The organism is Pseudarthrobacter sp. fls2-241-R2A-168, assembly GCF_030209335.1.
Taxonomy (GTDB): Bacteria; Actinomycetota; Actinomycetes; order Actinomycetales; family Micrococcaceae; genus Arthrobacter.
Genome location: NZ_JARVSG010000023.1, coordinates 1 through 25970, shown reverse-complemented (window position 1 = coordinate 25970; position 25970 = coordinate 1). Strand labels below are relative to the sequence as shown.

Sequence of the window (25970 nt, the reverse complement as noted above, 5' to 3'; positions counted from 1 at the left end):
CCTGGTGGTGCGCTTCCGGGAGGCCCAGGGCGGCCGCCTGTTCGCCGCCGCCTTAAAGGCCCGGGGCCCGTCCTTGTCGGAACGGGCCCCGGGCCTGGCTGCTTGCAGCCGGGATTACTTGGGCATCAGCACGGAATCGATGAGGTAAACCGTCGCGTTCTTGGTCTTGACGCCGCCGCAGATCACGCTGGCGTCATCCACCTTAAGGGTGTCGCCGCTGCCCGTGACCGTGACGGAGCCGCCCTGGACGGTGGCGTGGGTGCCGGCGATCTTGTCCGGGGTGATCTGGCCGGGAACCACGTGGTAGGTCAGGATCTTGCTCAGGAGGGCATCATCGGTCTTCAGTGTTTCGATGGTGGCGGGGTCGATCTTGGCGAAGGCGTCGTCCACCGGCGCGAAGACAGTGAATTCGCCGCCGTTGAGGGTGTCCACCAGATCAACCTTCGGGTTCAGCTTGCCGGACACGGCAGCCGTGAGGGTGGTCAGGATGGGGTTGTTGGATGCTGCCACTGCCACGGGATCCAGCGCCATGCCTTCCACCGAACCTGCGCCCGTGGGTACCTGCTTGGCGTAGGCTGCGCAGCCGCTGCCCACCAGGTTGGCGGCCGGATCCATCATGGCTGCGGAGGAGCTGGCAGACGGTGACGGGGCCATCGTCGTGGCCTTCGCCGAAGCGGAGGATGACGGCGCGGCGGCCGGAGCGGAGGAGCTGGACGTGCCTGCTGAGCCACCGCAGGCGGTCAGGCTGAGCAGAGCTGCAGCTGCAACGCCTGCGACGCTCAAAGTGGTGCGCTTGATGGTCTGCATTGTGGTTCTCCTTGGGTTGAACATGTCGCCTGGCCGTGAACGGGATGTCCGCGGCGCTGATTGCTTCCGGTTGGTGGGCACCTGCCTTGGCTGGTGTCTCAGTGGGTATTCGGCCGCTGCGGAAACATGGATGGGTCGACGTCAAGGACTTTTTCAGCGCACTGGTGATTCCCGGGAATATCCGGGGGCTGATGACCGCCAGGCGGCGGCAAAGAAACAAAAAATCCCCCGGCCTGTGACAACGTCACGAAGGCCGGGGGATCTTTGACAGGCAGTGCGCAAGGGGGGACTTGAACCCCCACGCCCGAAGGCACAGGAACCTAAATCCTGCGTGTCTGCCAATTTCACCACTCGCGCTTGGCCTTCGGCGCCGCACGTTCAGGCGCCTGTGTCAGGGCCAGGAATGTACGACGGCGGATGCCAGTCTTTATTGTAGCGTTGCGCAGGCGGGACCTGCGTCAGCGGTGGCCGGGTCAGGCGTCCAGTTTCAGGTCCCGGCGCAATTTGGCCACATGGCCCGTGGCGCGCACGTTGTACTGGGCCAGGGCCACTTTTCCGTCGGGATCCACCACAACGGTGGACCGGATCAGGCCCTCGTAGGTCTTGCCGTAGTTTTTCTTCTCGCCCCAAGCCCCGTAGGCCTCCGCCACTGCATGGTCCTCGTCAGAGAGCAGCGGAAAGGTGAGGGATTCCTGGGCGGCGAACTTGGCCAGCTTTTCCACGGGATCGGGGGAGATGCCCAGCACGTCATAGCCCGCCGATTGCAGCGAGGACAGGTTGTCCCGGAAGTCGCACGCTTCCTTGGTGCAGCCGGGGGTTGCCGCGGCGGGGTAGAAGTAGACGATGGTCTGGCGCCCCGGCCTCGGTGCCAGGCTGACGTCCTTCCCCGTCGAGTCTTTCAGGGTGAATTGCGGTGCGTCGTCACCTGTTACGAGTCGGTCAGCCATTGTTTTTCTCCTTGTTGCAGGCGGGACACATCAGCCTAGTAAGCGGTGCGGAACAGTGCTAATCGGCACTTGGCTATACTTGCTGCTATGCCTGATATGGATCAATGGCCCACAGGGCGCCTCTTGTCCACTGCTGCGCGCCTCGTTGAACACTCCTGGAATGAAAAACTCGGCGCTATCGGTCTCACCCACGCCGGTGTTATCGCCATAGAGGTCCTTAACGCGCAGGGCCCCATGACCCAGGCGCAGCTTGCCCAATATGTGCGCGTGCAGGCCCAGACCATGGGCAAAACCCTGAGCCGCCTCGAAGCCCACGGGCATATCGCCAGGGTCCGCAGCACCTCTGACCGCCGCAGCCATGTGGTGTCCCTGACTGAGCGGGGCAAGGAAGCCGTCGCCGCCGCCGTCGAGATGGAACGTACGGTCCTGGCAGCGGCCACCATTGACCCCGACGCCCTGCGGCAGGAACTCAAGGCTGTTGTCCGCGAGCTGGCAAGCCAGTTCGGCACCACCGCCACCGCGGCGTTGGTCGAGAATCCGTCCATGACGCCGTAGGGCCACACCCGATCGGCCGGCACTGCCGGCCTTCAGCGTGATCCCAGCTATTACAGGCTGCGGTCACGCTCTATTTTTGCCCTGCACCTGCCGCCCACCTACGGGAACGCGCCATCACGTCCGGCAATGAACCGGCCGACGCGCCATCACTTATGGCCGCCAGGTTGGAATCGCGCGCTCACGTCCTGCAACGACTCGGGGAACGCGCCATCACGTCCTGCAACGACTCGGGGAACGCGCCATCACTTATGGCCGCCAGGTTGGAATCGCGCGCTCATTACTGAAATGAATCGGCCGACGCTCCATCAGCTTCTGCAACCAATCAGCTGGCGCTCCATCACTTGGCGCACGCTGCCGCAGCATGCCGCCGTCGGACCTCACAGGAAACTGATGGAGCGATGCACGAAAAGCTGCAGGAGGTGATGGGGCGTTTTGTTCCAGACTCCAGCAATGCGAATGCCGGGCCGCTAATCCCGAATGCTTGAGGTGCCGGGAAAACAAAACAGCCTCCGGTTTGCGTTTCCGCAAGCCGGAGGCTGTTTTCCCAGTGGTGCACCCCCCGGGACTTGAACCCGGAACCCATTGATTAAGAGTCAATTGCTCTGCCAATTGAGCTAGAGGTGCATCTTTTGTTTCGATCGTTTGGGCTTTTTCTTTCCCGGTTGATCTCCGCAACGACATGAAACTCTACACGAACTTTTGGTGCATGTGAAATCGACGGCGGCAGTCGGGGTCCCGTCAGCCCGGAGGGGGTAAAACCAGCACAAAGTCGGGGTTTTCATTGTTTGTCAGCAGCCAAAAACCGCCGTCCGGAGCGTGGACCACATCCCGGATCCGCCCGTATTCCCCTGTGAAATAGGCCACAGGCGAGCCTGCTTCCTCGCCGGCCAGGGGCACGGTCCACATCCGCTGGCCACGCAGTGCACCCAAGTACGCCGTTGAGCCCACAATTTCCAGGCCGCTGGGCGAGGACTCGCTTGTTGCCGGCCAGACGACTTTTGCGTCCCGGAACTCGGGGCGGTGCGGTGCTCCGGTCACAGCGGGCCACCCGTAGTTGCCGCCCGGCACAATCAGGTTCAGTTCATCATTGACGTCAGGCCCAAACTCGCTGGCCCACAGCCGCCCCTCTGCGTCCCAGGCCAATCCCTGGACGTTCCGGTGTCCGAGGCTGTACACGGCATTCCCGAACGGATTGCCTGGTGCCGGGGCGCCGTCGGCTGCCAGGCGCAGGATCTTCCCGCCCAACGCCTCGGGGTCCTGCGGTTGCTCCCTGCGCTGGGAGTCGCCGGTGCCCACATACAGGAAGCCGTCCGGCCCGAACCGGATCCTGCCGCCGTTGTGGGTGGAGGCTTTCGGAATTCCTGTGAAGATCACTTCCGGTTCTCCGAGGGAAAGCGTGCCGTCGCCGGCCGCCGGCAGGCGGAGGCGGGCAATCCTGTTGTCCTGCCCGGAGGTGAAGTACACGTAGAGGTAGCGGTCCGTGGCGAAGCTTGGAGACAGCGCAAGTCCCAGCAGGCCGCCTTCTCCTCCCGGAACCACGCCTGGAACTGCACCCAGTTCGCGGACGGCGCCGTCACGGACTGCTTTGAGGAGGGTGGTGTCGCGCTCGGAGATCACGGCTGTTCCGTCCGGAAGGAACACCGCGGCCCACGGGATTTGCAGCTGAAGATCCAGGCGTTGCGGCGTTCCGGGCACCGGCCCTGCCGACGTGCTCAGTGAAGGCCGGCTTCCCGTAGGTATTCCGTCCGGGTTACCCGTGCAGGCAGACAGGAGCAGGGCGAGGCACGCACCAGCGGCCGCCATAACGTGTGCAGCCGGGTGCGCCCGCCGTCGGGAGCCGGCTCTGCTAGATGCGCCTCCGCCGCGGCGCCCTGAAGCCGGCAGCCTCTGCATGGGCAGGCGACTCGAACCACACGTCAGCCCTTGTCTGCTCATACTCGGGGTGTCCCTCCTCGTAGTAGACCATGGAGCCGGCGTCACCCTTGACGGTGTAGTCCGCCGGGCCGCTTCCGTCAGCCGCGGCCGACGCCGACCCCGCACCATAAGGCTCGTCCGCAGCCAGGTGCCCGGTTGGTTCCGTTGCAGCGGCCTCTGTGGCTGAAGGTCCTGTTCCGAACGCGGGCATGGCCGACGGCTGGTCCTGGGTATGGTCCGCGCCGGTTTCCACCAGCGCAGAGGACTGCGCCCGGTCATGCGTTTCGGTTGCGGCGGCGTCGGTGGGGAGTCCCATGCCTGCGCCGCCTGGGGAAGGCGCCACGTCGGAGTTTGATGCGTTTTCGGTGTGGCCGGTGCCGGCCGGCAACGGCTGATGGGCTGCGGCTGCGGTGCCGGTGTCCTCCGGTTCTTCGACTGCCGCCGTCTCAGCCCCGGGAAGGGTAGGGGCCTGGGGTGCGGTGTATTCGGCATGGTGAACCGGCTGCGCGTCCGCGGCACCCTCATCCGTGGTTCCGGAAGACCCAGCCCCGAACCCGGCCTGCGGGGCCGTCCCTTCCCGGTGGGTCGCACTTTCGCGGGCAGGGGCTGAACCTGATGCCTCAGACCACTGGGTTTCCCATTCGGCAGCATCCTGGATCCGGCGCTCTTCCTTGGCGCCTTCCCCGTTGGCGGCGCCCGCTCCGCCGCCTGCTCCGCCTCCCGCGCCTGCGGTGCCAAGTGCGGACGAGCCGGTACCGCTGTGCTGTGCCTCGTCAACAGGGGACCTGTCCGGCCTGGCCACCGACTCGGCCGGCTCCTCCGCAGTGGTCGGCGCGGCGGGCTCTGCCGGGCGGCCGAATCCGGCCGCGCTGGCAATACCAGTGGTGCCCGCGGCCTCGGCGGAAGCTGCCGCGCTGCCGCCGGAAAGTGCACCGTCAGTCCGGGTACTACCGTCGACGCCGGGCCTGTCCGCCTGCCCGCCGCTGCGGTCCGCGGACGGCTCCCGGGCGGCAGCGGACTTTTTGGCGTTCAGCCGCCACCACACAACACCAGCCAAAACAGCGAGCAGAATGATCAAGAAGACAGCTTCCATGGCAATCCCTTCAGTCGGTTGGGCAAGCTCCTTTGCCCGACGCTACGTCGGGTCCAGATCGCTGTCCAGCACTTTGACCTGCCGCGACGCCGTTTGCCGCGGCCACCGCAGGTGGCGCTCGCTCCGGGCGAGGCGGCAACACGATGCCCTTCAGCAGGCGTGCCGGACACACGGTTGCGCCAAACCAGAAAAGTCGAAGGGATACGAAGGGGGTCATCTCAATATCCAAGATGCCAGTCCACTATCTGATCGGAAATATTCCCGGTTTTGCGCTTAACCGGCCCGGGTCTGTCGTCGCGCCGTTCCGCGGAGCCATAGACTTTCCCCTATGAGTGAGGACACCCAGGTGGGAACCGACAACAAGCCTGACATCAAGCCGCGGAGCCGGGTAGTTACTGACGGCATTCACGCTGCTCCCGCCCGCGGCATGTTCCGGGCCGTCGGCATGGGCGACGACGACTTCGCCAAGCCCCAGGTGGGTGTTGCCAGCTCCTGGAACGAAATCACCCCGTGCAACCTCTCCCTGAACCGGCTGGCCCAGGGCGCCAAGGAGGGCGTCCACGCGGGCGGCGGCTTCCCCATGCAGTTCGGCACCATCTCAGTCTCGGACGGCATCTCCATGGGCCACGAAGGCATGCACTTCTCACTGGTTTCCCGCGAAGTCATTGCCGACTCCGTGGAAACCGTGATGCAGGCCGAGCGCATCGACGGCTCGGTCCTGTTGGCCGGCTGCGACAAGTCCCTTCCGGGGATGCTGATGGCCGCGGCCCGCCTGGACCTGTCCAGCGTCTTCCTCTACGCCGGCTCCATCATGCCCGGCTGGGTCAAGCTCGAGGACGGCTCTGAAAAGGAAGTCACGCTCATTGACGCCTTCGAAGCCGTTGGCGCCTGCGCCGCCGGCAAGATGAGCATGGAAGACCTGACCCGCATCGAAAAAGCCATCTGCCCCGGCGAAGGCGCCTGCGGCGGCATGTACACGGCGAACACCATGGCCTGCATCGGCGAGGCCCTCGGCATGTCCCTGCCCGGCTCGGCCGCCCCGCCCTCGGCAGACCGCCGTCGTGATGAATTCGCCAGGAAGTCCGGCGAAGCGGTAGTCAACCTGCTGCGCAAAGGCATCACCGCCCGCGACATCATGACCAAGAAGGCGTTTGAGAACGCCATCGCCGTCACCATGGCCTTTGGCGGTTCCACCAACGCCGTCCTGCACCTGCTGGCCATCGCCCGCGAGGCCGAGGTGGAGCTCACCCTTGACGACTTCAACCGCATTGGCGACAAGATTCCGCACCTGGGTGACCTCAAGCCTTTCGGCCGCTACGTGATGACCGACGTCGACAAGATCGGCGGCGTGCCCGTCATCATGCGCGCACTGCTCGACGCCGGCCTGCTGCACGGCGACTGCCTCACCGTCACGGGCAAGACCGTGGCCGAAAACCTCGAAGCCATCAACCCGCCGGACCTTGACGGCAAGATCCTGCGTGCACTGGACAACCCGATCCACAAGACCGGCGGCATCACCATCCTGCATGGCACCATGGCCCCCGAAGGCGCAGTGGTGAAAAGCGCAGGCTTTGACGCCGACGTCTTTGAAGGCACAGCGCGTGTCTTCGAACGTGAACAGGGCGCCCTCGACGCGCTGGACAACGGCAAGATCCACGCCGGCGACGTTGTGGTCATCCGGTACGAAGGCCCCAAAGGCGGGCCGGGCATGCGCGAAATGCTCGCCATCACCGGCGCCATCAAGGGTGCGGGCCTGGGCAAGGACGTCCTGCTCCTCACCGACGGACGGTTCTCCGGCGGCACCACCGGCCTGTGCATCGGCCACGTCGCCCCGGAAGCGGTCGACGGCGGCCCTATCGCCTTCGTGAAGGACGGCGACCGGATCCGCGTGGACATCGCAGCCCGCAGTTTCGACCTCCTGGTGGACGAGGCGGAGCTCGAAGCCCGCAAGGTGGGCTGGGAGCCGCTGCCCGCCAGGTACACCAAAGGTGTCCTCGCCAAGTACGCCAAGCTGGTGCACAGCGCGAGTACAGGTGCATATTGCGGGTAGCACCCCCGCAAAGGATGGCCGACCCAACCAGGTAGCGCTAAGTGTCGCTTTGTACGCTCAAAACGACACTTGCTGCTACCTAGTTGGGGAGGGGGCCAGTTTGTGGACAATGGAGTCCACATGGTGAGATCGGGTAGCGGCTCGTTGACACGTATCTCACCAGAGGGAAAACTGAACCCATGACTTTCGTTACCAGCTGCGCCGCTGCAGATGCAGTCGTCGTCCTTGCCAAGCGCGTGGCACATTAGCCCTGGTAACGAACCGTCACGCGCAAACCCCTCGAAGAGCCGCCAGGCTGAGGGGTTTTTTTATTTCCCGCAGTTTCCATGTAACACAGATGATCCACAAGGAAGAGTCCGATGAGCAAAGGATCGCCGATCAGCCCCTCGCTGATGGCTACCAAGTCCGCTGGAGCCCCCAAGGCTCCGGAACGCGCCGACCGCACGGCTGAACACGCCGTCGTCGTCGCCGACCTTGCTGCCGCCTCTCCTGTCCTTGGGCCGAACAACGTTGTACCCCCAACGGTGATGACCGGCTCGCAAGCTATTGTCCGCTCGCTCGAAGAACTCGGCGTCGACGATATTTTCGGTTTGCCCGGTGGCGCAATCCTGCCCACCTACGACCCCTTGATGGCCTCCAGCATGAATCACGTCCTGGTCCGTCACGAACAGGGAGCCGGCCACGCCGCGCAAGGCTACGCCATGGTCACGGGGCGGGTGGGCGTCTGTATCGCCACCTCGGGCCCCGGTGCCACCAACCTCGTTACCGCCATCATGGATGCCCACATGGACTCCGTGCCGCTGGTGGCCATCACCGGCCAGGTGTCCAGCGGTGTGATCGGCACCGACGCTTTCCAGGAAGCGGACATTGTGGGCATCACTATGCCCATCACCAAGCACTCCTTCCTGGTGACCGACCCCAACGACATCCCGCATGTGATGGCGGAGGCCTTCCACCTGGCCTCGACCGGACGTCCGGGTCCTGTCCTGGTGGACGTGGCCAAGGACGCCCAGGTGGGCCAGATGACCTTCTCCTGGCCGCCGCGGGTGGACCTGCCCGGCTACCGTCCTGTTACCCGCGGTCACAACAAGCAGGTACGCGAAGCTGCCAAGCTGATCGCCGCAGCCCGCAAGCCGGTCCTGTACGTGGGCGGCGGTGTTGTAAAGGCACATGCCTCCGCAGAGCTGCTGGCACTTGCCGAAGCAACCGGAGCCCCCGTTGTCACCACGCTGATGGCAAAGGGTGCCTTCCCCGACTCCCACCCGCAGCACATGGGAATGCCGGGCATGCACGGGACCGTCTCGGCCGTGACCGCCCTGCAGCAGTCGGACCTCCTCATCACGCTCGGCGCCCGGTTTGATGACCGCGTTACCGGTGTGCTGAAGACATTCGCCCCCAACGCCAAGGTCATCCACGCCGACATCGATCCGGCCGAAATCTCCAAGAACCGCACGGCGGACGTGCCCATCGTGGGCTCGGTCAAGGAGATCATCCCTGAGCTGACCGACGCCGTGCGCACCCAGTTCGAGGCATCAGGGACTCCGGACCTCACCACGTGGTGGGCATTCCTGAACAACCTGAAGGAAACCTACCCGCTGGGCTGGACCGAACCGGAAGACGGACTGACCGCCCCGCAGAGGGTCATCGAGCGGATCGGTGCCCTGACCGGACCGGAAGGCATCTATGTGGCGGGCGTTGGCCAGCACCAGATGTGGGCGGCGCAGTTCATCAAGTACGAGCGCCCGCACGCCTGGCTGAACTCGGGCGGAGCCGGCACCATGGGCTACGCCGTCCCGGCCGCCATGGGTGCCAAGGTGGGGGAGCCGGACCGCGTGGTCTGGGCCATCGACGGCGACGGCTGCTTCCAGATGACCAACCAGGAACTGGCTACCTGCGCCATCAACAAGATCCCCATCAAGGTTGCAGTCATCAACAACTCCTCGCTGGGCATGGTGCGCCAGTGGCAAACCCTCTTCTACGAGGGCCGCTATTCAAACACCGACCTCAACACCGGCCATGACACCGTCCGCATCCCGGACTTCGTCAAGCTGGGGGAGGCCTACGGCTGCGCCTCGTTCCGCTGCGAACGCGACGAGGACATCGACGCAACCATCCAGAAGGCCCTCGAAATCAACGACCGCCCGGTGGTCATCGACTTCGTGGTGAGCCCCAACTCCATGGTGTGGCCGATGGTGCCCGCCGGCGTGAGCAACGACCAGATCCAGGTTGCCCGCAACATGACCCCGGAATGGGAAGAAGAGGACTGACCATGAGCCGCCACACACTCTCTGTCCTGGTTGAAGACAAACCGGGCGTCCTGACCCGGGTTGCAAGCCTCTTCGCCCGCCGGGCCTTTAACATCAACTCCCTGGCCGTTGGCCCCACCGAGGTTCCGGGCATCTCCCGGATGACCGTGGTGGTCGACGCCGATGGCGACCTCATCGAGCAGGTCACCAAGCAGCTCAATAAACTGATCAACGTCATCAAAATCGTTGAGCTGACCTCCGAATCTTCCGTACAGCGTGACCACATCCTGGTCAAGGTACGTGCGGATGCCGCAACTCGTCTGCAGGTGACCCAGGCTGCAGACCTGTTCCGCGCCTCAGTGGTCGACGTCTCCACCGATTCCGTCGTCATTGAAGCAACCGGCCATCCCGAAAAGCTCACGGCACTGCTTTCAGTGCTGGAGCCCTTCGGCATCCGCGAAATCGTGCAGTCCGGCACCCTGGCCGTTGGACGGGGATCCCGCTCCATGAGTGACAGGGCGCTGCGTTCCGCCTAGGACCCGCGGGGTCTACCCGGCAAACGCGACGCCCGTAACCGCACCACCGAACACCTATCTACAATCCACTCAAGAGGAGTTACGCAAGTGACTGAAATGTTTTACGACGACGACGCCGACCTGTCGATCATCCAGGGCCGCAAGGTTGCCATTGTGGGCTACGGCTCCCAGGGCCACGCCCACGCACTGAACCTTCGCGATTCCGGCGTCGAGGTTGTTATCGCGCTGAAGGACGGCTCCAAGTCAGCCGCCAAGGCCGAGGACGCCGGCTTCACCGTCAAGAACGTCGCCGACGCCGCCGAATGGGCAGACGTCATCATGATCCTGGCACCGGACCAGCACCAGCGCTCGATCTACAACGACTCCATCAAGGACAAGCTGAAGCCGGGCAAGGCCCTTGCTTTCGCCCATGGCTTCAACATCCGCTTCGGCTACATCCAGGCACCGGAGGGCGTTGACGTCATCCTCGTCGCCCCGAAGGCACCGGGCCACACCGTCCGCCGCGAGTTCGAAGCCGGCCGCGGCATCCCGGACATCATCGCCGTCGAACAGGACGCTTCCGGCGCCGCCTGGGAACTGGCCAAGTCCTACGCCAAGGCCATCGGCGGCACCCGCGCCGGCGTCATCAAGACCACCTTCACCGAAGAGACCGAAACCGACCTCTTCGGCGAGCAGGCTGTCCTCTGCGGCGGCGTGTCCCAGCTCGTCCAGTACGGCTTCGAAACCCTGACCGAAGCCGGCTACCAGCCCCAGATCGCCTACTTCGAGGTACTCCACGAGCTCAAGCTCATCGTTGACCTCATGTGGGAAGGGGGCATCGCCAAGCAGCGCTGGAGCGTTTCCGACACCGCTGAGTACGGCGACTACGTCTCCGGTCCGCGCGTCATCACCCCCGCGGTGAAGGAAAACATGCAGGCGGTCCTCGCCGACATCCAGTCCGGTGCGTTCGCCAAGCGCTTCATCGAAGACCAGGACAACGGCGGCGTGGAGTTCAAGGAACTGCGTGCCAAGGCCGAGCAGCACCCCATCGAGGCTGTTGGCCGCGAACTGCGCTCCCTGTTCTCCTGGCAGCAGCAGGACGTGGACTACGTTGAAGGTTCCGCCGCCCGCTAAAGGTTGCCCCTGAGGCGCCACCATAAAGGCAGCAGTGAGGCCGGGTTCACACTTAACAATGTGAGCCCGGCCTTTCTATCGGCCTAGACTTGTTTCCATCCCCAGGACTGCAACGCAGAGGATCAGCCGTGTCAAAACCCGTAGTACTGCTCGCCGAAGAACTTTCCCCCGCCACCATTGAGGCCCTCGGCCCGGACTTCGAAATCCGCCAGACCGACGGCGCTGACCGCTCCCAGTTGCTTTCTGCCATCGGTGACGTTGACGCGATCCTGGTCCGCTCCGCCACCCAGGTGGACGCCGAGGCCATCGCTGCAGCGAAGAACCTGAAGGTCATCGCCCGCGCCGGTGTAGGCCTTGACAACGTGGACATCAAGGCCGCCACCCAGGCCGGCGTTATGGTGGTGAACGCCCCCACGTCCAACATCGTCTCCGCCGCCGAGCTCACCGTGGGCCACATCCTCAGCCTGGCCCGCCACATTCCGCAGGCCAGCGCCGCCCTCAAGGACGGCGAGTGGAAGCGCTCCAAGTACACGGGCATCGAACTGTTCGAAAAGAAGATCGGCATCATCGGCCTCGGCCGCATCGGCGCCCTGGTGGCAGCCCGCCTGAAGGGCTTCGACACCAAGATCCTTGCCTACGATCCCTACATCACCTCAGCCCGGGCAGCGCAGCTCGGCGTGCAGCTGGTCACCCTGGACGAGCTCCTGGCGCAGTCCGACTTCATCACCATCCACATGCCCAAGACTCCTGAAACCGTGGGCATGCTCGGCGCGGATGCGTTCAAGAAGATGAAGACCACCGCCTACGTGGTGAACGTTGCCCGCGGCGGCCTGGTGGACGAGGAAGCCCTCTTCACTGCCCTGCAGGACGGCGAGATCGCCGGTGCCGGCGTGGATGTCTTCGCCAAGGAGCCCAGCACCGACCTTCCGTTCTTCAAGCTGGACAACGTGGTGGTCACCCCCCACCTCGGCGCCTCCACGGACGAAGCCCAGGAAAAGGCAGGCGTCTCGGTGGCCAAGTCCGTCCGCCTCGCCCTCGCAGGGGAGCTGGTTCCCGACGCCGTCAACGTCGCCGGCGGCATCATCGCCCCGGACGTCCGCCCGGGCATCCCGCTGATCGAGAAGCTGGGCCGGATCTTCACGGCCCTCACCCACGACTCCCTGACGCAGTTCGACGTCGAGGTGGCCGGCGAGATCTCCTCCCTGGACGTCAAGGTCCTGGAACTGGCGGCACTGAAGGGCATCTTCGCCGACGTCGTCACCGAACAGGTGTCCTACGTCAACGCCCCGGTCATCGCCGAGCAGCGCGGCATCAACGTCCGCCTGATCACCACCCCGGAGACCGAGTCCTACCGCAACGTCCTGACCCTGCGCGGGGCACTCAGCGACGGCAGCCAGATCTCCGTGGCCGGCACCCTGACCGGTCCCAAGCAGATCGAAAAGCTGGTGGGCATCAACGGCTTCGAAGTTGAAATCCCCATCAGCGAGCACCTTGTGGTGGTCGCCTACACCGACCGCCCCGGCGTGATCGGCACCATCGGCCACATCCTGGGCATGAACAACATCAACATCGCCGGCATGCAGGTGGCACGCCACGACCAGGGCGGACAGGTCCTGGCGCTGCTGACCATCGACAGCTCCGTGCCCCAGCAGGTGCTCGATGCCATCAAGGCCGGCATCGGCGCCGAAATGGTCCGGGAAGTGGACCTGGAGGACTAAGCCCCAGGGGAAACGCCGAAGCGTCGGCCCCCGCTCGGCGCGTCCGGGCGGGGCCACGTATGATTGGCCGGTCTGCTTACAATGGCTGGGTCCTTACTCGGGACCATGCCGGCAGGCCGGCCAATACCTTTTGCACATCCGTCCGTAATCGCCCACGTCCGCCGCGCGCGGACTCGAATGTGCGCACGCAATCCAGGTTTCAGGGAGTTCAATGAACGCCGTCCAGAGGTTCATCAGAAGCAGGGTGCTGCTGTTGACCGCGGCCATCTTGATCGCAGCCATGTGCTTGTCGGTCATCGTCCAAAGCCAGTCGCAGGCGGCGCTCAGCCGGACCGTGGACGAAAATTCACGGGGCCTCTACGACGTCCTGGTGCAGGCCAAGGCGCCCTCGGCTGCAATGCTGCAGCCGGAGATCGCCAACGGCACGGGCGGCATCACCTTCGAGCAGCTGGAAGCCATCAGGAAGCTGTCCGGCACGTCCGTGGCAGCGCCCATCAGCCTGGTGTCCCGCGTGACGCAGAACCTCGAGGCTCCACGGCTGGACGCCATGGATTACCTGGGCTACAACGCCGGGCTGGCAGGGACCGCGACGGCGGACCAGGCCGCAGGTGCCACCGCCCCGGCCCAGTGGCCCGCGGCAGAGTCCGTGTTGAGCGACCAGGCAAAGAAGTACCGCCTGACGGCAAGTGCCGTGAGCTCCGACGGGGTATCAGAGCAGACCCTGTTCAAGTCCACCGCAGAAGGCACTCTGGGCAAGGCCAAACTCGTTGAGGAACAGGCCGCCGGCGGCAGCAGCATCCGCATTGCCGCCCCGTCAGGTGAAACGGGCATCAAGTTCCCGGCGCCTGCCGGCGGTTCCGAGCACAACCTCTTCAACCTGTCAGTGTCACTGCCCCTGGCACCGGAAGTGACCGAGTCCGTGGTCGCCGTCGATCCTGCCGCCGAACGCGCCCTGCTGGGATCCGCCGGGGACTTCCTTGCCCCGCTGGAAAAGGCCCCGCCCGCCGACGCCCGGAACGCCGGCGCCGTGGGCCGGTACCTGGAAGGCCTCTTCACCAACGGCATCGGCCTGGACCAGCTCAAGGAAGGACCCGACTTCCTGGGTGTGAAGCTCAAATACTGGGCACCGCTGATGACCCAGTACCAGCAGGCCAAGCGCACCGGCCAGCTCACCGCCGAGTCCCAGGCCATACCCCTGGTGGTCCGCTCGGGCACGTCCCTGGACCTGAAGTACAACGTCAAGATCGAGGAAATCGACGACGCCGGCAAGGTGGTCAAGGACGTTGGAACAGTTTCCAGGTCCCTGGGCCAGGACTACCTGCCGTTCGTCTCGAAGGACCCGTTCGTCCTCTCCTGGCCCGGCTCCACGGACCACACGTCCCTTCTGGGCGCCACGGGCAACTTCAACCAGGGGCTTTACACGCCCGCTCAGTGGAGCACCGACTTTGCTGCCGCCCCGAAGTACACCGACGGCAAAACTGCCTCCAACGGAGCCGTGGACAAGGCAGCGGTCCCCGGCGAATGGGTCACCGTAAACCGGCTGCCCGAAAAGAGCGCCAATGGCGCCCCCGTGGACCAGACCCAGCGCGAACCCGTGGACGAGCGGTCCTACCGCGAGAACCTCGAGACCGGCGGGAAGAAGGTCGCAGCCCCGCTGGCCATGGTCTACGGAACCTTCGACCCCTCCGCTGTGTCAAAGGCGGCCGGTGACGTGAACAGGCTTCCGCTGGGCGGCTATGACCCCACTCCGTTCAGCCTCGTCAAGGACCCCGAGGGCAAGGACGTTTCGGCCGCGGAGCTGAAGCCTTCCCTGAGTGCCACGGGCCTTGCGAGCCAGTCCGCCGGCGCCATCACCGACTACTACGGCCTCGCGGCTGCCCGCGGCTATACGCAAAACGCCTCGGTCATCGACGCCGTGCGTGTCCGCGCAGACGCTCCCGGAAGCTGGAAGGAGGCGCAGCCGGAGGTGGAAAAGCTGGCCGCCGAGATCCGCAGCATGGGACTGGAAGCCACCATCGTGGCCGGCTCCGCCCGTGAAGATGCCAGCATCTTCGTTCCCGGCTACTCCAAGGACGACGCCGGCAAGGAATCTGCCCTGGGTACGGTCCAGCAGTCCTGGGTCCGGCAGAACGCTGCCGAGGCCGTGACGGGGTCCCTCTCGGGAACCAACGTCACGCTGCTCTTCCTCACGCTGTGCGGAGCCGCACTCCTGACCGGCGCCTCCACCGTCAGCTACATCCGCAAACGGCGGTCCGAAGCCGGGACCCTCCGCGCGATGGGCTGGACCCAGCGCAGGATCCGCAGCTGGGTGCTGGAGGAATTCGGCGTGGGCGCTGTCCTGCTGGCCGTGGCCGGCGTGGTCCTGAGCCTCGTCAGCTGGAGCGTCGCCACTGCACTGGTGTCCGTTTCCGTCCTGGTCCTCTACGCTGCCGCGGCCTTCTTCGCCGCCCAGCAGCTGCGCCACCGCGACGTCATTGACCAGGAGCCGCAGCACGACGAAAGGCTCATCCCGGTGGACTCGCCGCTGACCTTTGCGAACCGGCAGTTGGGCACCAACAAGTTCAATACCTTGTCCCTGGCCGTTGCGGTGGGCGTCTTCGGCGCCGCCGTGGGCGGGCTGATCGCGCTGCTGATCGACATTCCCCGCGCAGCCGGTGCCAGCGCACTGAGCGGCCTCGCGGCCGCCAGCGTGGCCCTGCCGAGCATCCTCCTGGCGCTCTCCGGCGTGGTGGTGGGACTGGTGCTGACCCTGGTCACCGGACGCTTTGAACTCAATGCCAAACGCCAGTACCTTGGCATCCTCGAAGCCATGGGCTGGAACCCGGACATGCTCCGCCAGGTCCGGTTGTTCGAGAATGCGCTGGTGGGAACCGTGGCCCTGCCGCTGGGCGTGCTGGGCGCCCTGGGCATCGGCCTGCTGCTGGCCCCCTACGCCGCCCTGTGGGCAGGCGTGGCCGGGCTTGTGGCTGTACTTTGCTGGATACCGATTGCAACGAAAGTGGTCCAATGACAAACCAGACGAATGTCCAGCGGAGCCGCCGGTCCGGCTCCGGCGACGTCCCCCTGCAGACGCGCGCCAACACCATCGTCAAGGCCGCTGACCACGGGACGCCGCTGGAACTGAGCGACATCACCATCCGCTACGGTGGCGGCAAGGGCGGTGCCGAAGCCGTCAGCGTGGTGGAAGGCTTCGACCTGACGCTGCACGCGGGGGAGATGCACTGCGTCGCCGGCCGAAGCGGCTCCGGCAAGACCAGCATCCTGACCGTCAGCGCGGGCCTGACCCTGCCGACGTCGGGCCGCGTTTTCTGGGAAGGCGACTCCCTCGAAAGCATGGGCGACGACGAAATCGCCGACCGCCGTCGTGCCCTCATCGGGTACGTGGACCAGGGTGGAGCCCTGATCGACGGCATGAGCGCGCTGGAGAACGTGCTGTTGCCGGCCGTTCCCGACGGCGAAGTGGACCAGCGCCGGGACATGGCCAAGGACCTGCTGGACCTGGTGGGCCTGGGCCGCCGCATGCGGCACCGCCCCGCCCAGCTCTCCGGCGGCGAACGCCAGCGTGTTGCCATCGCCCGGGCACTGATCCTGGGCACCAGGGTCCTGGTGGTGGACGAACCCACGGCGAGCCTTGACCGTGCCTCCGCCAACCGCATCATCAGCATCCTGAAGGACACCACGTCGGACGGCATCGCGGTACTGGTTGCCTCTCACGACCACGAACTCGTCCGGCTCAGCGATACCCTGACTGAACTGATCTAGCCTGTCCCTCCGCACCGAAGGTAACGTCCTCCCGTGACTGCTTCAGAGAAAACGCCGTTCTACATCACCACGGCCATCACCTACCCCAACGGCGTGCCCCACATCGGCCACGCCTACGAGTACATAGCCACCGACGCCATGGCGCGCTTCAAGCGGCTGGACGGCTATGACGTGATGTTCCTGACCGGCACGGACGAGCACGGGATGAAGATCGCCCAGACGGCGGAGAAGGAAGGCATCACTCCCAAGGAGTTGGTGGACCGCAACGCTGAGGTCTACAAGGCCGCGCATTCCGCCCTGGGTATCACCTACGACCGCTTCATCCGCACCACCGACCAGGACCACTACGCCGCCTCGCAGGCCATCTGGAAAAAGATGGAGGCCAACGGGGACATCTACCTGTCCAAGTACGAGGGCTGGTATTCCGTCCGGGACGAGGCGTTCTACGGCGAGGATGACACCGTGGTCAAGGACGACGGCGTTCGCTACTCCAAGGAGACGGACACCGAGGTGACCTGGACGGCCGAGGAGAGCTATTTCTTCCGGCTTTCGGCCTACCAGGACAAGCTCCTGGCGCTCTACGAGGCGCAGCCGGAGTTCGGCGCCCCGCAGTACCGCTTCAATGAAGTCATCAGCTTCGTCAAGCGCGGCCTGGAGGACCTGTCCATCAGCCGCACCACGTTCGACTGGGGCGTCCCCGTCCCGGGCAACGAACAGCACGTCATGTACGTCTGGGTGGACGCGCTCACCAACTACCTCACCGGTGTGGGCTACCCCGACGTCGAATCCGAGAAGTTCCGGAAGTTCTGGCCGGCCGATGTCCACGTCATCGGCAAGGACATCTCCCGCTTCCACGCCATCTACTGGCCCGCCTTCCTGATGAGCGCGGGGCTGGAGCTGCCCAAACGCGTGATGATCCACGGGTTCCTGCACAACAACGGCGTGAAGATGTCCAAGTCGCTGGGCAACGTGGTGGCCCCGGCCGACTTCGTTGCACAGTACGGCCTTGACCAGGTGCGGTTCTTCTTCCTGCGTGAAGTGCCGTTCGGCGCAGACGGCAGCTACAACCATGAGGCGATCGTTGGCCGGATGAACGCCGACCTCGCCAACAACTTCGGGAACCTGGCACAGCGTTCACTGTCCATGGTGGCGAAGAACTGCGATGCGAAGGTGCCCGTTCCCGGCGTGTTCACCGCCGAAGACAACGCAATCCTTGCCCAGGCCGGCGGCCTCCTTGAAGCTGCACGGGCCGCCTTTGACAAGCAGGAATTCAGCCGCGCCCTCGAAGCAATCTGGGCCGTGCTGGGCGACACCAACGCCTACTTCGCCGAGCAGGCCCCCTGGGTGCTGCGGAAGACCGACGTCGAACGCATGAATACGGTGCTGTACGTCACCCTGGAAGTCCTTCGCATCGTGGCCATCCTGGCCCAGCCGGTAATGCCCACGGCAACTGCTGCACTTTTGGACACCCTGGGCCAGGCCGAAGGGGAAGCCCGCCAGTTCTCCGCCATCGGTACGCCCATTGCGGCCGGGACGGCACTGCCGGCACCGGCACCGGTGTTCCCGAAGTACGAGGAGCCGGCCGAGTCCTGAAGCGGTGCTGCCGTGTTCGCATAATGAGACAGCTTGACCAGCATATGGATGTCTTGGCTACCCTGAAAACATGAGCGCATCCTCCATCGATCTTGCAGTTATCCCCGGCGACGGCATCGGCCCCGAAGTCATCGCGGAGGCACTTAAGGTGCTGGAAAAGGCTGTGGCCGCGGAGGGCGTGGAGCTCAAGCCAACGCATTACGAACTCGGCGCCGAGCACTGGCTCCGCACCGGCGAGACCCTGCCGGATGAGGTCCTGGCTGACTTGAAGACGCGCGACGCCATCCTCTTCGGCGCCGTGGGGGCGGCACCCGGCGACACCCGGATCCCGTCCGGAATTATCGAGCGTGAGTTGCTCCTCAAGCTCCGGTTCAGCCTGGACCACTACGTCAACCTGCGGCCTTCCCGGCTCTACGGCACCGTCGGCAGCCCCCTGGCCAACCCGGGCACCATAGACTTCATCGTGGTGCGCGAAGGAACCGAAGGCCCTTACGTCGGCAACGGCGGCACCCTGCGCGCAGGAACCCCGCACGAGGTTGCCACCGAGGTCTCGTTGAACACCGCCCACGGCGTGGAGCGCGTGGTCCGCGACGCTTTCCGCCGGGCAAGCGCAAGGGAGCGCAAGCACGTCACCCTGGTGCACAAGCACAACGTCCTGGTCTTCGCCGGACACCTGTGGAAGCGCACCGTCGAAGCGGTGGCCCAGGAATTCCCGGAGGTCACCCACGACTACCTGCACGTGGACGCGGCCACCATCTTCATGGTCACGGACCCGTCCCGTTTCGATGTCATCGTGACCGACAACCTGTTCGGCGACATCATCACCGACCTCGCCGCGGCCATTACCGGCGGCATCGGCCTGGCCGCTTCCGGCAACATCAACATGGACCGCACCGCGCCGTCCATGTTCGAGCCGGTCCACGGATCCGCACCGGACATCGCCGGCCAGGGCAAGGCAGATCCCACCGCGGCGATCCTCTCCGCGGCCCTCCTGCTGGACCACCTCGGTTACACCACCGCGGCCCGCAGGATCGAGGCAGCAGTGGTTGCCGACGTCGAAAAGCGCGACGGCGTTGCGCGCAGCACCAGCGCTGTGGGCGACGCCATCGCCGCAGGCCTCTAGCCGCGCCAGGGCCGGCCGGCAACGGGCGTAAGCTTGTCTCGAATCACCAAATGCCGCCTTGCCGTTCAACGCTGAAGCCAGGGCGGCCGATCGTGGAGGAACCATGACCCAGACTGCCCACGGCGTCGAATTCAGCCAGCAGCTTTCGGCCAACCCGAAATCTGCGCAAGAGCGTGCAGCCATCCTGGCGAACCCGGGATTCGGCAACTACTTCACCGACAACACCGCCATCGTCGACTACCGCGTGGACGAGCACGGCAACGGCGGCTGGCACAACGCCCGGATTGAAGCGTACGGGCCGATCGTACTGGATCCCTCCGCCGCTGTTTTCCACTACGGCCAGGAGATCTTCGAGGGGCTCAAGGCGTACCGCCACGCCGACGGATCCATCTGGACCTTCCGGCCCGAGGCCAACGCCGCCCGCCTGAACAAGTCCGCCCGCCGGCTTGCCCTGCCCGAGCTGCCCGCGGAGTACTTCCTGGGCGCCATCCGGGAACTGGTCGCAGCCGACAAGGAATGGGTTCCCAGCGGCGACGGCGAGGCACTGTACCTGCGGCCGTTTATGATCGCCACCGAAGCGTTCCTGGGTGTCCGTGCAGCCCGCGAGGTCTCCTTCCGCGTGATCGCCTCCCCGGCCGGCAACTACTTCGGCGGCGAATTGAAGCCCGTGTCCATCTGGATCTCCCGTGAATACGCCCGCGCCGGCCGCGGCGGAACAGGCGATGCCAAGTGCGGCGGCAACTACGCGGCCTCGCTCATCGCCCAGCAGGAGGCTGAAGCCAATGGCTGCAAGCAGGTCCTCTTCCTGGACCACTTCAATGACGACGCCGTCGAAGAACTGGGCGGCATGAACGTCTTCTTCGTCATGAAGGACGGCTCACTGGTCACCCCCGCACTGACCGGCACCATCCTCGAAGGCGTCACCCGGATGTCCGTCATCCAGGTGGCCAAGGACATGGGCCGCGAAGTCACCGAGCGGAAGATCACCCTCGATGAGTGGCGCGACGGCGTTGCTTCCGGTGACATCGCGGAAGTCTTCGCCTGCGGCACGGCGGCAGTCATCACGCCCATCGGTGTATTGAAGGACGCCACCGAGTTCATCGGCTCAGAAGATGCCAAGGCAGGGGAGACCACCATGGCCATCCGCGAACAGCTGCTCGGCATCCAGACCGGAGCGGTTCCCGATACCCACGGCTGGCTCACCCGCCTCGCCTAGTCCGCTTTTTCCTGACTGCAAATTACGACGGCGCCTGCCGGGCTCATTCCCGGCAGGCGCCGTCGTCTTTCATTGCAATGTGGAGGACCAGCCCGGGGAAGATTAGCGCCGGGCAGCCTTCCGTGCGGCATTCTTCAACGCCTTGCGGGAAACAGGCTTCAGGGCCTTCCTGGCCGCTTCCTCCTCCAGGGCCCGCCGGCGCCGGGCATCAAGGAGGTCGTTCCACAGTGCGGTAGCGAAAACTCCGCCGTCCTGGGTGTACAACTCATAGGGATACGAGGCAAACCCGGCCGGGGGAGTGCCGTTAGGAAGCTGTTCCCCGGAGGACCGGGCCACGGCATCCGCTAGCGCCCACGTTTCGGTCAGGTGGGGCACCAGGTTGGCTCCCACAAACGCGTTCGGGTCGGCGGATACGGCAGCCCTCTCGAGCAGGATCTCGAGCTGCTGCTCCAGGTGTTCCGCGGCTGCCTCTGCAACTGACGTCCCCTCCTCGGTGGCCCTGGCCAGCACGGCTTCCTGTTCGGCCACCGCCTCCGCCCAGTCTTCTGTACGGCGGAATGCCTGCCAGGTGGGGAACCAGACCACGGCGCCGGTCGCGTGGTTGTGGATGTGCCGGAGGCCGGTGTTCTTCTCGGTTCCTGCGTGGTCGTTTCCGGCCGCGGCAGCACCGGCAAGGAGCTCTGACAGGGCGGGTGATGGTGCGGTGCTCATGATGGCGGTGCTTTCGGTAGGGAGGTGGTGATCTGTAGCCACAACCCGCCGCAGGGTCCCGCTTATTCCGCCGGACTGCAAAGATGGGATGGTGACTTCAGCTTCCGGCCCCGTCCTTCAGCGCAGCTCGGCCCTCACGCAGTTCATCCTGGCCCCCAACCCCGGGCCCATGAGCCTGGAGGGAACCAACTCCTACATCCTGCGTGCCCCCGGATCCCCCGGTGCCGTGGTAGTGGACCCGGGGCCGCTGGACGAGCCGCACCTCCAAGCCCTTGCCGCAGCGGGGCCCGTGGAACTCATCCTCATCACCCACCGCCACGCCGACCACACCGCCGGTTCGTCGCGGCTGCACCAGCTCACCGGGGCTCCTGTCCGTGCCGCAGATCCCACCCACTGCCACGGAAGCGGCACGGCTCTGCAGGGCGGCGAGGTAATCTCGGCAGGCGGGCTCGGAATCAGGGTTGTGGCCACGCCGGGGCACACTTCCGATTCAGTGTGCTTCCACCTTCCCGGTGACGGCCCGCATGGTTCAGTGCTTTCCGGGGATACCATCCTTGGCCGCGGCACCACCGTGCTTGATTACCCTGACGGCAAACTGGCTGACTACCTCGCGTCGCTGGACCGGCTGGAGGAGTTGGGACCCGCCGTCGTCCTTCCCGCCCATGGTCCGGTGCTGCCGTCCCTGGTGGACATCGCCCGGGCCTATCGCAGCCACCGCCTCGAACGGCTGGCGCAGATCCGCGCCGTCCTTGACGGACTGGGCCGGGACGCAGCCGTGGGTGAGGTGACAGACGCCGTCTATTCCGACGTCGACCGTTCCGTCCGGCGGGCCGCTGAGACCTCTGTTGCGGCGCAGCTTGACTACCTGCGCGGCGAAGCGGCGCGGCAGTAGCGCTGCCCCGGAGGGGATAGGGCGAGGCGGTAGGGTAGGAGCCATGCGTATTGCCAGGTTTGTTGTTGATTCTGATCCCCTGTACGGCGTCGTCGAAGGTGACCCAGGCAGTGAAGTTGTCACTGTTATCCAAGGAGACCCCTTCTTCAACGGGGTAGAGCGCACCTCCGTCCGGCACAAGCTGGAAGATGTGCGGCTCCTGGCGCCCATCATCCCCCGCAGCAAGGTAGTGGGCGTAGGCCGCAACTTCGTGGAGCACGCGCACGAGCTCGGCAACGAAGTTCCCGCCCAGCCGCTCCTCTTCCTTAAGCCCAACACCGCCGTCGTGGGCCCGAACGATCCCGTGGTGCTCCCGGAGTTCTCGGAGGAAGTCTCCTTTGAAGCGGAACTGTGCGTGGTGATCGGCCGGATCTGCAAGGACGTGCCGGAGGAACGCGTTGATGACGTCATCTTCGGCTACACGTGCGGCAATGACCTCACTGCGCGGGATGTCCAAAAAAGCGACCTCCAGTGGACCCGCGCCAAAGGCTTTGACACCTCAGCGCCGCTGGGGCCCTGGATCGAGACGGAACTTGATCCCGAGGACGTGCAGATCCAGGCCCGGCTCAACGGTGAGCTGCGGCAGGACGGCAGCACCAGCCAGATGATCAGGGGCGTGCGGGAACTCGTGTCCTTGGTCTCCCAGGCGTTCACCCTCCTGCCCGGCGACGTCATCATGACCGGAACACCGGCAGGGGTTGGCCTGGTCAGTGCCGGCGACCGCATTGAGGTGGAGATCGAGGGCATCGGCCGCCTGTCCAACCCCATCGTCCGCCGCTGACCCCTGCCGCGGTGGCGGCAGGCGGCAGACGGTAAAGTTGAAGCCACTATGACTACTGCTTCTGCGTCGAATGCTGCCTCCATCCCGCCCGTCACCGCGGAGACGCCCGTACGGGTGCGCTTCTGCCCTTCACCCACCGGCACCCCGCACGTGGGGCTGATCCGTACCGCCCTGTTCAACTGGGCCTACGCCCGCCACACCAAGGGCACCATGGTGTTCCGGATCGAGGACACCGATGCAGCCCGTGACAGCGAGGAAAGCTACCACCAGCTGCTCGATGCGCTGAAGTGGCTGGGCATCGACTGGGACGAGGGTGTTGAGGTGGGCGGCCCGCACGAACCCTACCGGCAGTCGCAGCGCAGCGGCATCTACCAGGACGTGATCGCAAAGCTGCTCGAGGGCGGATTCATTTATGAGTCCTATTCCACTCCCGAGGAGATCGAGGCCCGCCACCGCGCCGCGGGCCGTGATCCGAAGTTGGGCTACGACGGCTTTGACCGCCACCTGACGGACGAGCAGCTCGCCCAGTACAAGGCCGAAGGCCGCGACGCTGTCCTGCGGCTCCGCATGCCGGACGAGGACATCACCTTCACCGACCTGGTGCGCGGCGACATCACCTTCCGCGCCGGATCCGTGCCGGACTTTGCAGTGGTTCGTGCCAACGGCGCGCCGTTGTACACCCTGGTCAACCCCGTGGACGACGCCCTGATGGGCATCACCCACGTGCTCCGCGGGGAAGACCTGCTCAGCTCCACGCCCCGGCAGATCGCCCTGTACCGTGCCCTCTACGCCGTGGGCGTGGCACAGTACATGCCGGAGTTCGGCCACCTGCCGTACGTGATGGGGCAGGGCAACAAGAAGCTCTCCAAGCGCGATCCCGAGTCCAGCCTGTTCCTGCACCGGGAGCGCGGCTTCATCCCCGAGGGCCTGCTGAACTACCTCTCCCTGCTGGGCTGGTCGCTCAGCGCTGACGAGGACATTTTCACCGTTGAACAGCTGGTGGAGCACTTCGACATCCACGATGTCCTGGGCAACCCGGCGCGTTTCGACCTCAAGAAGGCCGAAGCCATCAACGGAACGCACGTCCGGATGCTTGCACCGGAGGTTTTCCGGGAGCGGTTGGCGCCGTACCTGCGCGCCGCGGATCTCGTGGGCGAGATCCTGACCGACCGGGAAGAGCAGATCCTCACCGAGGCCGCGCCGCTGATCCAGGAGCGCATCACGCTGCTGGGGGAGGCGCCCGAAATGCTGGCCTTCCTCTTCAAGGCAGATGACGCCATCGACGTCGCCGCTGACGCCCTGAAGGGCCTGCCGCAGAACCTGACCGAGGTCCTGGACGCTGCTATCGCTGTCCTCGAACCCGTGGAGGACTGGACGCCGGACAACATCCAGGCTGCCCTGAAGCAGGCACTGGTCGAGGAGCTGGGCCTCAAGCCCCGCCTTGCCTTCGGGCCCGTGCGGACCGCCGTTTCCGGCCGGCGCATCTCGCCGCCGCTGTTCGAGTCCATGGTGATCCTCGGCAAGGAGTCCTCCCTCCGCCGGCTCAAGAGCTTCCGCGGCTGATGACAGCTCCCAGCCAGGCAGAGGGCGCCGTCCTGGAGACGCCCTTCGGCGCAGTCCGCGGGGTGCTGTTCGACATCGACGACACCCTGGTTGACCTCGAATATTCGATGACCACCGCCCTGCGCGAGGTCAGCGAACACCTCCTGCCCGGCCTCGACCAGGCCGGGTGGGAGCGGTTCGGGCGGATCTTCACGCACGAAACCACGCACTATTACGACAGGTACCTGGCCGGTGAATTGACGTTCAACGAACAGAGGCTGCTCCGCGGCCGCGCTGCGCTGGGACACTTCGGGGTGGAGCTGGGGGAAGGGGAGCAATCCCACCAGTGGCTGAACGCGTACATGGAGAAACAGCCCGCCTACGTGAAGCAATTTCCGGATGTGATGCCGCTGCTGGACAGGCTGGACCGGGCAGGCATTCCGTACGGTGCGGTCAGCAACAACGTCCATGACTACCAGCGGGCAAAGCTTGATGGGGCAGGACTTGAACGCGTGCGCCGCCTCGTGGGAACAGACACCCTGGGCGTGGCTAAACCTGATCCGGCGATTTACCTCGAAGGAGTCCGGCTGCTGGGCACGGACCCTGCCCACACGTTGTATGTCGGTGACAACCGCCTGCTCGATGCTGAGGGCTCGACGGCGGCCGGCCTCCTTGGCGTCTGGCTCAACCGGGCGGGGGAGCTGGTGCACGGATTCGAGGGCAACTCGGTGTCTTCGCTCCAGGAATTGATCCTTTAGGACTTGGTGTGTGCGTGCCGCCGGAGACGGCGGCCCGCACACGCCACTGCCCCGGGGGAGGGGCCGATTTGTGCGAGCCGGAAGTCTCGGGTAAAGTAATTTCTCGTGCTGAGGGGCACGGAGCAGGGCAAAAGCCCTGAAATCCGGCCCGAAAGTATCATTGGGATATGGTGTAATTGGCAACACTACGGTTTCTGGTACCGTCATTCTAGGTTCGAGTCCTGGTATCCCAGCTCTGTTCAGAGCCCGCTAACGGGCAGGAAAGCAGACGGTTTCAGCCGGTCCGCCGATTTGAAACCACAGCGAAGTGTATGAAACAATCACTGAGCTTGACCAGCGGAAACGCCGGTCAGAAGTACGGTAAAGTACACGGCCCCATCGTATAGCGGCCTAGTACGCCGCCCTCTCACGGCGGTAACGCGGGTTCGAATCCCGCTGGGGTCACCAACGAAACGGTCCCGGGTAAACGCCCGGGACCGTTTTGCGTTTCCCGCGAGAACCTGTGCGTGCCCTCTTTCAGGGTTAGCGGCCAAAATGTGTGTACGGCTTGGGCGTGTCATCTGCGTCGTCCGCC

The 25970-nt window shown here is 65.2% G+C and carries 20 protein-coding genes and 4 tRNA genes; 17 read left to right on the top strand and 7 right to left on the bottom strand.

Features of this window, described 5'->3' with window-relative positions; all coding sequences use genetic code 11:
* Positions 1–114: 114 nt before the first annotated feature.
* The 3 genes from QRN11_RS14190 to bcp all read right to left on the bottom strand — a co-directional run bounded on the left by QRN11_RS14190 (position 115) and on the right by bcp (position 1754).
* Positions 115–807 (bottom strand): fasciclin domain-containing protein, encoded by a 693-nt coding sequence (locus QRN11_RS14190; protein WP_285313270.1) that lies wholly within the window; start codon positions 805–807, stop codon positions 115–117.
* Between the two features lie 275 nt (positions 808–1082).
* Positions 1083–1164 (bottom strand) — tRNA-Leu (locus QRN11_RS14185).
* A 116-nt stretch (positions 1165–1280) separates the two neighbouring features.
* Positions 1281–1754, bottom strand: a complete 474-nt coding sequence (gene bcp / locus QRN11_RS14180; protein WP_091415811.1) for a thioredoxin-dependent thiol peroxidase — start codon at positions 1752–1754, stop codon at positions 1281–1283.
* 96 nt (positions 1755–1850) lie between these two features.
* Between bcp and QRN11_RS14175 the strand changes: the two genes are divergently transcribed.
* Complete coding sequence (locus tag QRN11_RS14175) at positions 1851–2309, top strand: MarR family winged helix-turn-helix transcriptional regulator (RefSeq protein ID WP_091416069.1); 459 nt, start codon at positions 1851–1853, stop codon at positions 2307–2309.
* Between the two features lie 548 nt (positions 2310–2857).
* On the opposite strand, the gene QRN11_RS14170 is transcribed toward QRN11_RS14175, so the two are convergent.
* From QRN11_RS14170 to QRN11_RS14160, 3 genes are all read right to left on the bottom strand, one after another.
* A tRNA-Lys gene (locus tag QRN11_RS14170) sits at positions 2858–2933 on the bottom strand.
* Between the two features lie 114 nt (positions 2934–3047).
* Entirely contained in the window at positions 3048–4112 is a 1065-nt protein-coding gene (locus tag QRN11_RS14165; protein WP_502935036.1) for a PQQ-dependent sugar dehydrogenase, read from the bottom strand.
* 43 nt (positions 4113–4155) lie between these two features.
* A complete protein-coding gene (locus QRN11_RS14160; RefSeq protein WP_285313268.1) occupies positions 4156–5316 on the bottom strand; it encodes a sunset domain-containing protein in 1161 nt (386 codons plus the stop codon).
* Positions 5317–5644: 328 nt separating this feature from the next.
* Between QRN11_RS14160 and ilvD the strand changes: the two genes are divergently transcribed.
* The 10 genes from ilvD to QRN11_RS14110 all read left to right on the top strand — a co-directional run bounded on the left by ilvD (position 5645) and on the right by QRN11_RS14110 (position 20673).
* The gene (gene ilvD / locus QRN11_RS14155) at positions 5645–7366 is read left to right on the top strand and encodes a dihydroxy-acid dehydratase (RefSeq protein ID WP_285313267.1); all 1722 of its coding nucleotides are present in this window, start codon (positions 5645–5647) and stop codon (positions 7364–7366) included.
* A 359-nt stretch (positions 7367–7725) separates the two neighbouring features.
* Positions 7726–9633, top strand: a complete 1908-nt coding sequence (locus QRN11_RS14150) for an acetolactate synthase large subunit (RefSeq protein WP_142057897.1) — start codon at positions 7726–7728, stop codon at positions 9631–9633.
* A gap of 2 nt (positions 9634–9635) precedes the next feature.
* Positions 9636–10148, top strand: a complete 513-nt coding sequence (ilvN, locus tag QRN11_RS14145) for an acetolactate synthase small subunit (RefSeq protein WP_050054685.1) — start codon at positions 9636–9638, stop codon at positions 10146–10148.
* A gap of 87 nt (positions 10149–10235) precedes the next feature.
* The gene (gene ilvC, locus QRN11_RS14140) at positions 10236–11261 is read left to right on the top strand and encodes a ketol-acid reductoisomerase (protein ID WP_091415822.1); all 1026 of its coding nucleotides are present in this window, start codon (positions 10236–10238) and stop codon (positions 11259–11261) included.
* A 128-nt stretch (positions 11262–11389) separates the two neighbouring features.
* Entirely contained in the window at positions 11390–12979 is a 1590-nt protein-coding gene (gene serA / locus QRN11_RS14135; protein WP_142057899.1) for a phosphoglycerate dehydrogenase, read from the top strand.
* 211 nt (positions 12980–13190) lie between these two features.
* Complete coding sequence (locus QRN11_RS14130; protein ID WP_285313266.1) at positions 13191–15989, top strand: ABC transporter permease; 2799 nt, start codon at positions 13191–13193, stop codon at positions 15987–15989.
* Positions 15986–16741, top strand: a complete 756-nt coding sequence (locus tag QRN11_RS14125) for an ABC transporter ATP-binding protein (protein WP_091415831.1) — start codon at positions 15986–15988, stop codon at positions 16739–16741. Before QRN11_RS14130 ends, QRN11_RS14125 begins: the two co-directional genes overlap by 4 nt.
* 33 nt (positions 16742–16774) lie before the next feature.
* Positions 16775–18334: a methionine--tRNA ligase gene (gene metG / locus QRN11_RS14120; protein WP_285313265.1), complete on the top strand. Its 1560-nt coding sequence runs from the start codon at positions 16775–16777 to the stop codon at positions 18332–18334.
* A 70-nt stretch (positions 18335–18404) separates the two neighbouring features.
* The gene (locus QRN11_RS14115; protein ID WP_285313264.1) at positions 18405–19457 is read left to right on the top strand and encodes a 3-isopropylmalate dehydrogenase; all 1053 of its coding nucleotides are present in this window, start codon (positions 18405–18407) and stop codon (positions 19455–19457) included.
* Between the two features lie 103 nt (positions 19458–19560).
* Positions 19561–20673, top strand: coding sequence for a branched-chain amino acid aminotransferase (locus tag QRN11_RS14110; RefSeq protein WP_091415840.1), 1113 nt, complete (start codon positions 19561–19563; stop codon positions 20671–20673).
* Between the two features lie 102 nt (positions 20674–20775).
* Here QRN11_RS14110 and QRN11_RS14105 read toward each other — a convergent pair whose 3' ends face one another.
* Positions 20776–21384 (bottom strand): hypothetical protein, encoded by a 609-nt coding sequence (locus tag QRN11_RS14105; RefSeq protein ID WP_285313263.1) that lies wholly within the window; start codon positions 21382–21384, stop codon positions 20776–20778.
* A gap of 88 nt (positions 21385–21472) precedes the next feature.
* Here QRN11_RS14105 and QRN11_RS14100 point away from each other — a divergent pair, with 88 nt between their 5' ends.
* From QRN11_RS14100 to QRN11_RS14075, 6 genes are all read left to right on the top strand, one after another.
* Positions 21473–22276 carry an MBL fold metallo-hydrolase gene (locus tag QRN11_RS14100; protein ID WP_285313262.1) on the top strand — a complete coding sequence of 268 codons (804 nt, stop codon included), beginning with the start codon at positions 21473–21475 and terminating at the stop codon, positions 22274–22276.
* A 43-nt stretch (positions 22277–22319) separates the two neighbouring features.
* Positions 22320–23096: a fumarylacetoacetate hydrolase family protein gene (locus tag QRN11_RS14095; protein WP_091415848.1), complete on the top strand. Its 777-nt coding sequence runs from the start codon at positions 22320–22322 to the stop codon at positions 23094–23096.
* A gap of 48 nt (positions 23097–23144) precedes the next feature.
* Entirely contained in the window at positions 23145–24659 is a 1515-nt protein-coding gene (gltX, locus tag QRN11_RS14090) for a glutamate--tRNA ligase (RefSeq protein ID WP_285313261.1), read from the top strand.
* Positions 24659–25396 carry an HAD family hydrolase gene (locus QRN11_RS14085; protein WP_285313260.1) on the top strand — a complete coding sequence of 246 codons (738 nt, stop codon included), beginning with the start codon at positions 24659–24661 and terminating at the stop codon, positions 25394–25396. The genes gltX and QRN11_RS14085 overlap by 1 nt, the downstream gene beginning before the upstream one ends.
* A 161-nt stretch (positions 25397–25557) precedes the next feature.
* Positions 25558–25629, top strand: a tRNA-Gln gene (locus QRN11_RS14080).
* 138 nt (positions 25630–25767) lie between these two features.
* Positions 25768–25843: transfer RNA gene (locus QRN11_RS14075), tRNA-Glu, on the top strand.
* Positions 25844–25970: the final 127 nt, after the last annotated feature.